8 protein-coding genes and 1 pseudogene are annotated in these 13,855 nt (G+C 50.4%); 7 read left to right on the top strand and 2 right to left on the bottom strand.

Features of this window, described 5'->3' with window-relative positions; all coding sequences use genetic code 11:
* The first annotated feature begins 64 nt into the window (after positions 1-64).
* The 4 genes from HY272_08055 to HY272_08040 all read left to right on the top strand — a co-directional run bounded on the left by HY272_08055 (position 65) and on the right by HY272_08040 (position 6,465).
* The gene (locus tag HY272_08055) at positions 65-1,603 is read left to right on the top strand and encodes a 2-isopropylmalate synthase (GenBank protein MBI3772634.1); all 1,539 of its coding nucleotides are present in this window, start codon (positions 65-67) and stop codon (positions 1,601-1,603) included.
* A gap of 9 nt (positions 1,604-1,612) precedes the next feature.
* Positions 1,613-2,314: a uracil-DNA glycosylase gene (locus HY272_08050; protein ID MBI3772633.1), complete on the top strand. Its 702-nt coding sequence runs from the start codon at positions 1,613-1,615 to the stop codon at positions 2,312-2,314.
* Positions 2,315-2,351: 37 nt separating this feature from the next.
* A complete protein-coding gene (rimI, locus tag HY272_08045) occupies positions 2,352-2,792 on the top strand; it encodes a ribosomal protein S18-alanine N-acetyltransferase (protein ID MBI3772632.1) in 441 nt (146 codons plus the stop codon).
* A 151-nt stretch (positions 2,793-2,943) separates the two neighbouring features.
* Positions 2,944-6,465, top strand: coding sequence for an EAL domain-containing protein (locus HY272_08040; protein ID MBI3772631.1), 3,522 nt, complete (start codon positions 2,944-2,946; stop codon positions 6,463-6,465).
* On the opposite strand, the gene ettA is transcribed toward HY272_08040, so the two are convergent.
* Positions 6,455-8,122 carry an energy-dependent translational throttle protein EttA gene (ettA, locus tag HY272_08035; GenBank protein ID MBI3772630.1) on the bottom strand — a complete coding sequence of 556 codons (1,668 nt, stop codon included), beginning with the start codon at positions 8,120-8,122 and terminating at the stop codon, positions 6,455-6,457. The two genes, HY272_08040 and ettA, sit on opposite strands and share 11 nt — an antisense overlap.
* 280 nt (positions 8,123-8,402) lie before the next feature.
* On the opposite strand from ettA, the pseudogene HY272_08030 reads away from it, so the two are divergent.
* From HY272_08030 to HY272_08020, 3 genes and pseudogenes are all read left to right on the top strand, one after another.
* Positions 8,403-9,566 (top strand): annotated as a pseudogene (locus tag HY272_08030) (PAS domain S-box protein).
* Positions 9,478-9,918 (top strand): response regulator, encoded by a 441-nt coding sequence (locus tag HY272_08025; protein ID MBI3772629.1) that lies wholly within the window; start codon positions 9,478-9,480, stop codon positions 9,916-9,918. Before HY272_08030 ends, HY272_08025 begins: the two are co-directional and overlap by 89 nt.
* Positions 9,919-9,922: 4 nt before the next feature.
* Positions 9,923-11,704 (top strand): diguanylate cyclase, encoded by a 1,782-nt coding sequence (locus tag HY272_08020; GenBank protein ID MBI3772628.1) that lies wholly within the window; start codon positions 9,923-9,925, stop codon positions 11,702-11,704.
* 109 nt (positions 11,705-11,813) lie between these two features.
* Here HY272_08020 and HY272_08015 read toward each other — a convergent pair whose 3' ends face one another.
* On the bottom strand, positions 11,814-13,787 hold the full coding sequence (locus tag HY272_08015) for a bifunctional aldolase/short-chain dehydrogenase (protein ID MBI3772627.1): 1,974 nt from the start codon (positions 13,785-13,787) through the stop codon (positions 11,814-11,816).
* Positions 13,788-13,855: the final 68 nt, after the last annotated feature.

Below are 13,855 nucleotides of genomic sequence, written 5' to 3'. Positions count from 1 at the left end.
TGCGGCCCTGTGGCGGCAAAAAGGGGGCTAAGGTAACATCAGGATACGAATTTCGGAGTGAACCATGAAAGACAAATTGATTATTTTTGACACGACCTTGCGCGATGGTGAGCAGAGCCCCGGTGCCTCGATGACCAAAGAGGAAAAGATCCGGATCGCCAAGGCCCTGGAGAAAATGCGCGTCGACGTGATCGAGGCCGGTTTTCCGATTGCCAGCCCCGGTGATTTCGAGTCGGTGCAGGCTGTGGCCAAGATGGTGAAAGACAGCACGGTTTGCGGTTTGGCGCGGGCGCTGGATAAGGACATTGATCGCGCCGGCGAGGCACTCAAGCGCGCGAACTCGGCGCGGATTCATACCTTCATCGCCACCTCGCCGATTCATATGCAGATGAAATTGCGCATGACGCCGGATCAAGTGGTGGAGCAAGCCGTCAAAGCGGTGAAGCGTGCCCGGCAATATACCGATAATGTCGAATTTTCGCCTGAAGATGCGGGCCGCTCCGAGTTGGATTTTCTGTGTCGTGTAATCGAAGCGGTAATCGATGCCGGTGCGCGTACAGTGAACATTCCGGATACGGTGGGTTACAATCTGCCACATCAGTTCGGCAATTTGATCAAGCAATTGATTGAGCGTGTGCCGAATTCTGATAAGGCGATATTTTCCGTGCATTGCCACAATGATTTGGGTTTGGCCGTGGCCAATTCTTTATCGGCGGTGATCAATGGTGCGCGCCAGGTCGAGTGCACGATCAACGGTCTTGGCGAGCGTGCCGGTAACGCCGCGCTGGAAGAAATCGTAATGGCCGTACGCACCCGGCGTGATATTTTCCCCTGTGATGTCGAGCTGGATACCACGCACATTGTTCCCACGTCGCGTCTTGTGTCCGGCATTACCGGTTTTGCGGTGCAGCCGAATAAGGCGATTGTCGGTGCCAATGCCTTTGCCCATGAATCGGGTATCCATCAGGATGGTGTGCTCAAGAGCCGCGAGACTTATGAAATCATGAGTGCGCAAGATGTGGGTTGGGCCGCTAATCGCATGGTGCTGGGCAAACACTCTGGCCGTAATGCCTTTCGTACCCGGTTGCAGGAAATTGGGATCATTTTTGAAACGGATGAAGAGTTGAACGAAGCCTTTGCCCGTTTCAAGGATCTTGCCGACAAGAAACACGAAATCTATGACGAAGATTTACAGGCACTGGTGACGGACGCCAATCTTAGTGCGGAAAATGAGAGTATCAAGCTGTTGTACCTTCGCGTCTGTTCCGAAACCGGTGAGACGCCACGCGCCAAGGTAAGTTTGTGGTTGGCAGGTGATGAAAAACATCACGAAGCCGAAGGCGGCGGACCGGTGGATGCAACCTTTAAAGCCATCGAAGGTATGATCAATAGCGGTGCCGATTTACAGCTTTATTCAGTCAACAACATCACCAGTGGCACGGACTCGCAAGGTGAAGTGACCGTGCGGCTGGAGAAGGGTGGGCGGATCGTGAATGGCCAGGGATCGGATACCGATATCGTAATCGCTTCAGCCAAGGCCTATATCAATGCGCTGAACAAGATCCTGCTCCCAGCCGAGCGGGCACATCCGCAATCACTGTAAATCGCACGTATGAGCCACGAAGAAACCGCACGTCGCTTATCTTACCTGGATGCCATGGGTGTTCAGGTGTGGCAGGCGCGTGCTGTTTCTGAAACGGTTGTGCCAACGGTTTCAGAGTCCAAAATTGAATCTTATTCCATTTCAGATACAACAGTTGATTGGGATACTCTCGCCGAACAGGTGCGTAGTTGTGCTCGCTGTCCGTTATCGCAGCAGCGGACACAGAGTGTATTTGGGGTGGGTAATCGACAAGCCGAGTGGATGATCATCGGTGAGGCACCTGGGGCCGATGAAGATCGGCAAGGCGAGCCTTTTGTCGGCCGCGCCGGCAAATTATTGGATCAAATGTTATTGTCGATTGGATTGCCGCGTGAGCAAGTATACATCACTAATATTGTCAAATGCCGTCCACCACAAAATCGTGACCCGCAACCGGAAGAGGCAGCCGCATGTGCCGGTTACTTGCGCAATCAAATTGCATTGCTCAAGCCTAAAATCATCCTTGCCGTAGGCCGCATTGCTGCGCATAACCTATTGCATACCGATCGGGCCGTGGGGACATTGCGTGGTCGCGTGTGGACACATCCTGAAACTCAAACCCCCATTGTCGTCACCTACCATCCCGCCTATTTGTTGCGCTCGCCCAGTGAAAAGCGTAAGGCGTGGAGTGATTTGTTGCTGGCGCGCCAGACACTGCGTTCAGTTTCCTAATGTGACGAAGATCACCGATTCAGTGTACACGCGGGACATGACGGAGGCCGATCTCGATACGGTATTGGAGATCGAGGGGCTTTCTTATGATTTTCCATGGACGAGGGGCATCTTTCGCGATTGTTTACAGGCTGAACATTATTGCCAGATATTGTTAAGCGGTGAGCGCATCATCGGTTATGGTGTGATGTCCACCGGCGCGGGTGAGGCACATATCCTGAATGTGTGCGTGCATCCCGAACAACGACAACAAGGCTGGGGGCGTTATTTGCTGCGGCAGCTGGTGGCCGAGGCTGCCCGGCGGCAAACGGATTTGCTCCTGTTAGAGGTAAGAATTTCAAACCAGGCCGCAATCCGGCTTTATGAATCACTGGGATTTAATGAAATTGGATTGCGGCGTAATTATTACCCTTCTACGCAGGGCAGGGAGGATGCCTTATTGATGGCCCTCCAACTTATTCCTGACACCCTTCCATAACTACTGATTAATCCTCAAGAATCTCTTGATTCTGCCGCTAAAAAAATAGCGCCGCATTCTACATATTTTATCGATGTAATCATATAACTAACTGATATTAAAAGATATATCTATTTATTGTTGTGCTTATGGCGAGGCGAACTATCGGTTCATGAGAAAGTTTCTGGCTCGTTTTGGGGAATTGAGAATTCAGCTGCCAGTCATGGTCGGCTGGTTGCTGGTGGCCAGCACCATGATTTTTGCGTTTCATATGGCCTCCGAATTACAGGAAGATTTGGGGCGTATCGCGGCAGAGCGGAGTCTAACAAAAGCGGTGGTGCTGGCAGATAAGGTTTCAGTTCATGTCAGGCAGCAGGATTTAACGGCGATCAGCTATTTCCTCGATGGCGCGAAGCTTAGTTCAGATGCTAAAGAAATTGCCGTGTTTAATGAACATGGGACACTGATATATTCGAGTTCCTCAGATTCAAAGATAGCGAATCACACGCCACCGAAGTCCTTCAATCCGCAAGTGATACACCAGCTGGACAATGTCGATGTCTGGGTGCCTGTCACGAGTACCCATTTGGAGGGATGGCTATTTATTAATTATCGAGACCAGGCGGCAGGGTTCCTGGGCGAGGCATTTATTGCCCATCAAATCAAAGATGGATTGATTGTGGCACTGATTGCCGTAGTGGTCATTGTTCTTATTATGCGTCGTCCATTGAAAATAATTAATGAAGCAAGTGAATTTGCAGCCCATATCGATGACAGCAGAGGAAATATTTTACACCGTAATGGTGGTTATTCAGAAATTGGAAAACTAGTGGGTTCCCTGAATTTGGTTTCAAAAAGATTATATGATCATGAAAAGTCGGCTGAAAACAGTAATGAACGGCTGCGTAGAGCGCAACTGGTAGCGGGGCTTGGGCTATGGGAGTGGAATACTAAGACCAGGGAATATTACTGGACAGATGAGTTATACATAATCCACTGCAGAGAAAATATAAATATCGATGTTGTTATCCGTAGCTATCTGATCAAGACTGTTCATCCCCAAGATCGAGAATACGTGTATCAGGCAATTATGGAATTAATGGAAATGGGGGAGTCATTCTCGGTGGATCACCGGATAATTCTGCGAGATGGCGTGATCAGGACCGTGCAGCATCATGTCGAAGCAACGCTTAATGATGAGGGTGAGATAGTACGTCTCTTCGGAACGGTTCTCGATATTAGTGATAGAAAAGCAGTCGAACATGAGCTAAACCTGAAACGAAAACAGGTGCTTAATATCCTGGAAAGCACGACAGATGGTTATATTGCTATCGATAATGACTTTGAGATTCAATATTGCAATTCGAAGGCGAGGGAAATATTTTCAATAACCAAGGATGAGAGTGTAAACAAAAATCTTTGGGATATGATCCCTGAATTGGCGAGCAGTTTTTATAAACCGATATACAAGGCAGCCATGGATCGTGTGCCAATCGAGTTCGAGGGATATTACCCACCGGAAAATCGGTGGTTGGAGATCCATGTCTACCCACATCGTACCGGAGTATCTGTCTATTTTCGTGATGTTACCGAAAGGCGTGATGCTGAAGAGGCCTTGCGCAACAGCGAGGAGCAAGTACGCACAATCCTTGATAACGTATTGGATGCAATTATCGCCATTGATAAGAATGGATTAATGATTACTTTTAATAAGGCGGCTGAGTATATCTTTGGCTACAAGAGAAATGAGGTGCTTGGGAGTCCAGTGCAAATACTGATGCCGGATGAATATGCCGATAAGCACCATGTGTTTATGAACCGTTATTTGCTCAGTGGTGAGGCGCGAGTGATTGGATCAGGAAGGGAGCTGGTTGGCAAGCGCAAGAATAATGATTTATTTCCAATTGAGATTGAGTTAAGTGCGGTTCATCTTGGTAAAGAGCCAATTTTTATTGGAATTGTTCGTGATCTGAGCGTTCGCCGTCAAACTGAGCAAAACATGCGACTGGCGGAGCAGGTGTTTTCCAATAGCATAGAAGGGATTGTTATATTGTCACCAGAAAAGTCGATTATGCGGGTTAATCGTTCCTTTGTCGAGATTAGTGGTTATACGCCGGACATCATTGTCGGGAAAACGATGGATTTCCTGTTCAAGTCGGCATTGAATGGTCAGGAAATGGTTAACAATATATGGAAAATTGTTGATCATCAGGGTAGCTGGCGCGGTGAATTCAGTAGTTATAAGGGGGAGGGGGGAGAGTACACCGCATGGGCGACAGTTAGTGTTACAAAGGATGAAAAAGGGTTCGTCTCCAACTACATCATGGTTTGTAACGATGTGACACAGATGAGGGAGGCCCAAGACCAGATTCACCGACTGGCTAACTTCGATGTGTTAACCGAGTTGCCAAATCGTACGTTATTGAATGAGAAGTTGGTGCAGTCAATCGCACGCTCTTATCAGCGCGGAGAAAAGATTGCGCTATTAAGAGTCGACCTGGATCGATTCAAGACTCTGAATGAAACATTGGGTCAAAATGCTGGAGATGAGTTATTGAAAAGTGTGGCCGGAAGGTTGACTTACAATGTCAGAGATATTGATGTCGTAAGTCGGCTGAGTGGTGATGAGTTTTCCATCATGTCGCCCGGGATAGCGCGTAGTCAGGATGCTGAAGTAATTGCAAAGAAGGTGTTGTCTCAGTTTGAGCAGCCTTTTGTGATAGGGGATAGGGAAGTGTTTATTACCGTCAGCATCGGAGTGGCTATTTATCCTGATGATGCCCATGACGCAAACGATCTTATGAAGCACGCAGGTGCGGCTATGCATCATGTGAAAGAGCATGGCCGTAATGCCTATAAGTTTTACTCCAATGATCTTGACGCCATGGCGTTTGAGCAGTTGGTGTTGGAGAACAGCCTGCGTCGGGCGCTGGAGAGAAATGAATTTGTATTATTCTATCAACCACAAATAGATCTCAAGCACGGCAATGTGGTGGGTGTGGAGGCATTGATCCGCTGGAATCATCCTGACCTCGGGATGGTGTCTCCGATCCGTTTTATTCCGTTGCTTGAAGAAACCGGGCTCATTTTGCAAGTAGGCGAATGGGTGATACAGGAGGCCTGTCGTCAAGGCAAGCGTTGGCATGAAGCAGGATACATGGTCAGAGTAGCAGTTAATATTTCGCCGCGCCAGTTTGTTCAGGGAAGACAGCTGGCGCAGGTTATACGGCAGGCAATTGTTGCCAGTGGAATCGATCCCCAATATCTCGACCTCGAGATTACCGAAAGCAGCTTGATGGATAATGTTGATGAGAGCGTGGCATTGCTGGCGGAGTTTAAGTCTAATAATATTAAAATATCGTTAGATGATTTTGGTACCGGCTATTCATCGCTGAGTTATTTGACGCGTTTCCCTGTCGACACGCTGAAGATTGATCGCTCTTTTATACGGAATGCGCTGACTGATGCCAATGATGCGGCTTTAAGTACCGCAATTATCACGATGGGACGTAGTTTGAATATCAGGGTGCTGGCAGAGGGTGTCGAAACTGTCGAGCAGCTGGAGTTTTTGCGGCGTCAAGGTTGTGATGAAGTGCAAGGCTTCCTCTTCAGCAAGCCAGTACCGGCTGAAGAAGTGATCTCCTTCTTCAACCGGCCTTTGACCGAGATGACGTCAAATGTTGCTATGCACTGAATTTCTTGAAGCTGATGCGGTGAGGTTGCTTCGCCTGATCGCCTAAGCGGCGGATGCGATCGGCTTCATAGTCGGCATAGTTGCCCTCAAACCAGGTGACGTGACTGTCACCCTCGAAGGCGAGGATGTGAGTGGCTATACGGTCGAGGAACCAGCGGTCATGGGAGATGACCACCGCGCAACCGGCGAATTCGAGTAGCGCTTCTTCAAGGGCACGTAAGGTTTCCACATCCAGGTCATTTGTCGGTTCATCCAATAACAGCACATTGCCGCCCGCGCGTAACAACTTGGCCAGATGCAAACGGTTGCGCTCTCCGCCAGAAAGTTCGCCAACGCGTTTCTGTTGATCGGTACCCTTAAAATTGAAGCGGCTGGCATAGGCGCGCGAGTTGAGTTCGAAATTGCCGACTTGAATAATATCCTGGCCATCGGAAATTTCTTCCCATACGGTTTTATTGCCTGTCAGAGAATCCCGGTTTTGATCGACATACGCCAGTTTCACGGTGCTGCCCAAACGCAGCTCACCGGCATCTGGTTTCTCTTGGCCGATCAGCATTCGGAAAAGAGTCGTTTTACCGGCACCATTGGGGCCGATGACGCCGACGATGCCGCCCGGTGGCAGACTGAAATTAAGATTATCGATTAACAGGCGGTCACCGAATCCCTTGCCTAAATTGATAGCTTCAATAACTTGGTCACCGAGGCGTGGGCCGGGCGCGATGAAAATTTCATTGGTCTCATTACGCTTCTGATAGTCAACACGACTCAGTTCTTCGAAGCGGGCAATACGCGCTTTGGCTTTGGCCTGGCGGCCTTTTGGATTAGAACGCACCCATTCCAGCTCCTGATTCATGGCCTTGATATGCGCCGCTTCTGTCTTCTGTTCTTGCTCTAAGCGTTTTCCTTTTTGCTCCAGCCAGGAAGAGTAATTACCTTCCCATGGAATGCCGTGGCCGCGATCCAGTTCGAGTATCCAGCCTGCGACGTTGTCGAGGAAGTAGCGATCATGGGTGACTGCGACGACGGTCCCGGTGTATTCGTGCAGGAAGTGTTCCAGCCAGGCGACGGATTCCGCATCCAGATGGTTGGTGGGCTCGTCGAGGAGCAGCATGTCGGGTTTCGACAGGATCAGTTTGCACAGCGCAACGCGGCGTTTTTCACCGCCTGAGAGTTTGCTGACATCGGCATCCCACGGCGGCAGGCGCAGGGCATCAGCGGCGATCTCCAGCTGGCGGTCAAGATTGTGACCGTCCGTGGTTTGGATGAGGGCCTCAAGTTCGGCCTGTTCCTTGGCCAGGGCATCAAAGTCAGCATCGGGGTCGGCATAGGCGCCATAGACAGCATTGAGACGGTCGAGGGCATCTTTGATGGGTTGGACGGATTCTTCAATGTTGCCGCGCACATCTTTTTCAGGGTTGAGCTTCGGTTCCTGAGGTAAATAGCCGACCTTGATCCCGGATTGCGGGCGCGCCTCACCCTCATACTCTTTATCAACGCCCGCCATGATGCGCAGCAGGCTCGATTTACCGGAGCCGTTCAGGCCCAGCACCCCAATCTTGGCGCCGGGGAAGAAGGAAAGAGATATGTCTTTCAAGATCACCCGTTTAGGTGGAACCACCTTGCTGACCCGATTCATTGTGAAGATGTATTGCGCCATGATGTTCCTTCCGGATTAATAAATCGCTAATTAATTAGTGGTAGTTGCCAACGGAAACTTAATAGTCAAGATACTATTGCCCTAGTACGTAATTATATCTATAGTAAATTTATCAGGTAATGATGTCCGGATTAATGGCGAAAAGCCGAAGTGCCATTAACGGATGCCAATTATAAAGATTTCTTTGAGTCCGTGGCAGTTGTTCACGTGACAGGGGTCGCAATTGGTCAAGAAGAAACCAATCGATACTATTCCCCAAAGGCCAATCGAGCGGTTAGGGGAGGTTTTATTTGATAGCGCCCCCGATGCCCAGTTAATCGTCGATGCCGACGGCACTATCACCCTGGTTAATAACATGGCGGAGACCTTGTTTGGTTATTCCCGCGACGAGTTAATCGGTGCCAAGGTTGAGATTTTGATTCCCCAAGCCGCGCGGGCGCGGCATGTCTTGAACCGTGAAGCTTACAATCAATATCCCAATGCCCGCCCCATGGGTTTGCTGACCGAATTGTCAGCAGTGCGTCGCGATGGCAAATCTGTGCCGGTCGAAATCAGCCTAAGTCCCGCGTATATCGATCAGCAATTGTCGATCATCGTTTCCATTCGCGATGCGACCGAACGTAAACAGAAAGAACGCCAGTTGCAACGCCAAGCGGAGGACCTTGCGCGCTCTAACAAGGAGTTGGAGCGTTTTGGTTATGTCGCCTCACACGATTTGCAGGAACCATTGCGGATGGTATCGAGTTATGTGCAATTGCTCGGCCGGCGCTATCAAGGCAAGTTGGATGCCGATGCCGATGAATTTATTAATTATGCGGTCGATGGTGCCAATCGAATGCAGGCATTGATTAATGACCTTCTTGATTACTCACGACTCGGTCGCGGTGAGTTTAAATATAGACTAGTCAATGTTGAAGATATGTTGCATACAGCGCTGACGAATCTTCAACCTCATATCGAAGAAAGTCATGCCATTATCGAACCTTCGCCCCTGCCAAAGTTGTATGGTTTGCCCATTGAACTGACTCAACTGTTTCAGAACCTGATCTCAAATGCCATTAAATATCGTTCTAAAAGTCAATTGAAAATATATGTTTCCTGTCACGATGAAGGCGACTATTGGCGGTTCAGCGTTGCCGATAATGGAATCGGAATCGAACCCAAGCATCATGAAAAAATATTTGAGGTATTCAGACGGCTACATGCCAAGGATGAATATCCGGGAACAGGGATCGGTTTGGCGGTATGCAAAAGGATTGCGGAGCTTCATAAAGGGAGAATCTGGGTCGAGTCCGTATTTGGGGAGGGCTCAGTGTTCAATTTCACGATCAGCAAACAATTGGGGGATGCGGTCAATGGCGTTGGCAACGGGGAGGGCAATCGAGATTCTGCTGGTGGAGGACAATCCAGGCGACGTACGATTGACGATAGAAGCTTTTCATGAAGGGAAGGTGCGCAATAAGCTGGCCGTGGTCAATGACGGTGAAGAGGCGATTGCTTATCTGCGGGCCACTGGGAAATATGTCGATGTGAAGCGACCGGATTTGATCCTGCTGGATCTGAACCTGCCACGCAAAGATGGATGGGAGGTTCTGGATGAACTAAAGCATGACCATGAACTACGCCGGATACCCGTAGTGGTATTGACAACCTCTCGCGCAGAAGAAGACATATTGAAAAGTTACGACTGTCATGCCAATTGTTACATCACAAAACCGATTGAATATGAAAAATTCCTGGGTGTTGTAAGGAGTATTGAGGAGTTTTGGTTATCCATAGTGCGTTTGCCGGATTGATTGCATGTCATCAAGAGAGAGCTTTCAAACAATAAAACCAGTGGATGTCCTGTTGATCGAGGATAATTCTGGTGATGCGCGTCTGGTGCGAGAATTTCTTGCCGAGGCGGCGCAGGGTGTTTTTTCGGTGGCGCATCATGCGCTGCTGGGTTCGGCATTGGAGGATATTGCAGACCGGTCATTTGATGTTGTTCTGGCGGATATGTCGCTACCCGACGGCGAGGGGATGGAAATTATTAGCCGTTTGCAGGAGGCCGCGCCTGGGTTACCTATTGTGGTATTGACAGGAGCCAAGGGTGAGCGGCGGGCGATGCAGGCAGTGCAGCTTGGGGTGCAGGATTATCTGATCAAGGGTCAGTGCGATGGAAACCTGCTGGTGCGCGCATTGAAATATGCCATTGAGCGTAAACGTGGCGAGGAGCGTCTGGCCTATCTAGCGCACTATGATGTATTAACTGGATTGCCGAATCGGATATTGTTTCGTGAGCGATTGGAGCGGGCGATAAGCCGTTCGCATCGAAGCCAGAAACCAGTTGCTTTGGCCTTGATGTTTCTTGATCTGGATCACTTCAAACAGATCAATGATGGGTTTGGGCATGACTTTGGGGACAAGGTTTTGAAAGAAGTTGCTGTACGTTTGCAAAAATGCGTGCGTGAAAGTGACACGGTAGCCCGTTTGGGTGGCGACGAGTTCACTGTCATTCTTGAAGATATTTCGACCGAGAAGGCTTGTGCCGTGGTGGCGCAGAAGATGATTGATATGCTGACACCAGCGCTGGAAGTTGATGGGCATAAGGTAACGGTGACACCGAGCATCGGGATTGGCGTCTACCCGCGCTGCGGGGAAACAGCAGAAGACTTGATTAAGTGTGCCGATTCAGCGATGTATGAAGCCAAGGAAAATGGGCGCGCTACTTTCAGATACGCAGGGCACAACTTTAGTGAGCATACCCAAGATCTGGTGTCCGTGTTGCGGTCATTGACTCAGGCGCTGGCCGCCGATCAATTACAAGTCAGATATGTTCCGGTCGTCGATGCAAGAACTGGTTTGGTGAACTCGCTGGATTCGCTGATGTTTTGGTCGCATCCGAAGGATGGTTGGGTGGAGCTGAATGGGTTTCTTGATTTTGTCGATGAGTCTGAGCTGAACTGGAACGTGGGCGAATGGTGGTTGCGCAAAGTTTGTCAGGATATTTCTGGTTGGCGAGAGAGTGGAATTTCTCCCATGCCAGTGAATGTTGCGATTTCCTCGTGGCAGTTTTGTGATAGGAATTTGCCCAAATTGTTGCTGACATTGTTTGAATCGGCGGGGATTGAGGGGCCCTACTTGCAGTTGTCGATCACGGAGCGGGCGTTGCTTGAATCCCAGGAAGTTGCTCATGATTTGTGGGCGTCATTGCGCGGGTTAGGCGTGAGGCTGGCGCTGAGCCATTATGGCAAAGGGGCGTCATCGATAAGCTGGTTTGGAAAAATGCAATTCGATACGCTGATTATCGATGCTGATTTCTCTGGTATAGTCGGAGATAGAGTTTTGCAGGGAATGGTGAGTTTTGGAAATGCACTGGGTTCGCGTGTGATGGCGCAGGGTGTGGAAGATCCGTCGCAGATTTCACTTCTGCAGAAGCTGGGATTTGATTATCTGACGGGGCCTTGCTTCGGTTCGCCACGAGTGGTAAACGAAGTGACTCAGATGTGGTCGACTAAGCCCCCATTGATTTCTACTGCCATTGAAAAGAGAACCGCTCGCCGTCGGCGGACGGATGGTTTGCCGGCAGCGGGTGCTTGATTGGAAAAGTAGTAGGGGCGGGTTTTAAACCCACCCCTACATGAATGATCCCCTCGTCCTTGCCTTCTCCCGGAGGGAAAAAGGGATTAAGCGTTTTCTCAACAAACTTTTAGATCACACGCTCATTGCCGCCATCAATCGGCACCTGCGCTGCAGTCGTTTTTGCAAACAACGGCCCGCACATTTCAACGACCAGCTCGGCAACATCACGGCTGCTGATTTCTGTCTTCAAGATATTCTTGCGTTTGTATTGCTCAACCGTCAGGCCATAGTGTTTGGCGCGGGCTACAAGGACTTCGTCGGTCCAGATGGCAGTATCGAATACGGCATCCGGATGAACGCTATTGATGCGGATGTTGTCTTGTCCCCATTCCAGTGCGGCGACGCGCATCACCTGGGTTAACGCTGCCTTGGAGGCCGAATAGGCGACGGCGCCAGGGCCGGGCGCGGGGACGTTCTTGGAGCCAACGATGGCAATGCGCCCGCCTTGTGGTGCAAGTTTCAACAGTGGGTGGGACTCGCGCATCAGGGCCAGGTTGGCGTCGAGGTTGATCGCCATCACCTTGCGCCATTCCTCTGTTGCGATCGTTTCAATGCGGCAGCCCGCTGGAAAAATGCCGGCATTGAGCACCAACATGTCGAGGCCGCCGAAGGCGCGCACGGTTTGTTCGAGGGCATCGCGCAGTTGTTGTTCATCGCTGACGTCACAGCGGATGCCGAGATAATCCGTGCGTTGATGCATTTCGGTGATGGCGGGGCTGAGGTCGAGGCCGACGACAGCGGCACCGCGTTGTAGCAGTGAATCGACACAGGCCTTGCCGATGCCGGAGGCGGCGCCCGTTACCAAGGCGACTTCACCGCTGAATACCGTTGGTTTGCCGCTTTTCTTCAACTTGGCCTGTTCCAGATCCCAGTATTCCATGTCGAAAATATCTTTGGCGGACAGGGCGCGATAACCGCCCAGCATTTCGGCGCGAAGGATGATTTCGATGGTGCGCTCATAAATATCGGCAACGATTTGAGCATCGCCTGCGCTGCGGCCAATAGTGCAGAGTCCAAACTCGGTATCGAGTATGACACGTGGCGCCGGATCAAGCATGGTCTTCGGCTCGCGTGCGTTAGGTGCGTGAGTATCGAAATACTGTTTGTATGATTGAGAGTAGGCTGTGACATCGCGGCCGAGTTGTGGCAGGCGTTTGGTGCGGATCACATGATCCGGTGTTGCCGGGCCTTGTTGTGAGATGTCTGCAATTTTTGGATGCTGAGCAAAGGCGAGGGTCGCGGCATTGCGTGTGCTACGCAGGATCACGGGTTTGCCGAAGGCCTTGGAGGTTCGCTGTCGCAGTGCCGCCAGCGAGTGTCTCAGTTCGGTTTTGATTTCGGTAGTTGCCGGTAATGATAAATCCCATGCCTTTTTGGCTTTCAGGAATTCTTCAGCTTGATTGACCAGATAAATCATACGCTCGTAAGCTTCTTTGGCATTATCGCCGAACGAGAAAATACCGTGATTGAGCAATACCATGCCGATGGTCTTGGCATTGCGTTGTTTCTCGAATTCGATGGCGCATAGTCGTGCCAGATCGAAGCCGGGCATGATGTAAGGAATGATGACCATCGTGTCGCCATAGATTTGCTTGATGTGCTTCAACCCGTCAGGCGTGTTAGTGACGGTGACCACTGCATCGGCATGCGTGTGATCGACAAATTTGTAGGGCAAGATCGCATGCAAAATGGCTTCGACAGAGGGTGTCGGTGCATTGGCGTTGGTCATATGGGTACGTAGTTCATTGACCATTTGCGGATCGCTGAGCCGTTCCAGTTTGGCCAATGCCAGCAGGTGGTTCATGCGCACCGGTGCAAATCCGGGTGCGTCAATCGTCTCCAGATCCCAACCGCTGCCTTTGACATAAAGCAGGGCTTCATCTTGCCCCAGAATATTTTTTTCAGTAATTTTGACCGAGGTATTGCCGCCGCCGTGCAGCACCAGCGACTTGTCGCGGCCGAGCAGGCGAGAGGTGTAGACGCGGAGGGCTAAATCGCCCTGATACTGACTGGCTTCCTGGTCGTTCCACAAACTCTTCATTGATCCTGCCTCTATCCAGATAGGTAAAGGCAGGCATTTTACCTTAAAAACAGCGTGAACTCGAAGGA

Source organism: Gammaproteobacteria bacterium, from assembly GCA_016200485.1.
GTDB lineage: Bacteria > Pseudomonadota > Gammaproteobacteria > Tenderiales > Tenderiaceae > JACQEP01.
Note: the sequence above shows the minus strand (reverse complement) of the source record. Positions and strands in the feature narration are given on the sequence as shown.

Excerpts from the sequence above, each read along its gene's own strand:
- HY272_08055 (MBI3772634.1), top strand. The coding sequence starts at position 65 with ATGAAAGACAAATTGATTATTTTTGACACGACCTTGCGCGATGGTGAG.
- HY272_08050 (MBI3772633.1), top strand. The coding sequence starts at position 1,613 with ATGAGCCACGAAGAAACCGCACGTCGCTTATCTTACCTGGATGCCATG.
- rimI (MBI3772632.1), top strand. The coding sequence starts at position 2,352 with ATGACGGAGGCCGATCTCGATACGGTATTGGAGATCGAGGGGCTTTCT.
- HY272_08040 (MBI3772631.1), top strand. The coding sequence starts at position 2,944 with ATGAGAAAGTTTCTGGCTCGTTTTGGGGAATTGAGAATTCAGCTGCCA.
- ettA (MBI3772630.1), bottom strand. The coding sequence starts at position 8,122 with ATGGCGCAATACATCTTCACAATGAATCGGGTCAGCAAGGTGGTTCCA.
- HY272_08025 (MBI3772629.1), top strand. The coding sequence starts at position 9,478 with ATGGCGTTGGCAACGGGGAGGGCAATCGAGATTCTGCTGGTGGAGGAC.
- HY272_08020 (MBI3772628.1), top strand. The coding sequence starts at position 9,923 with ATGTCATCAAGAGAGAGCTTTCAAACAATAAAACCAGTGGATGTCCTG.
- HY272_08015 (MBI3772627.1), bottom strand. The coding sequence starts at position 13,787 with ATGAAGAGTTTGTGGAACGACCAGGAAGCCAGTCAGTATCAGGGCGAT.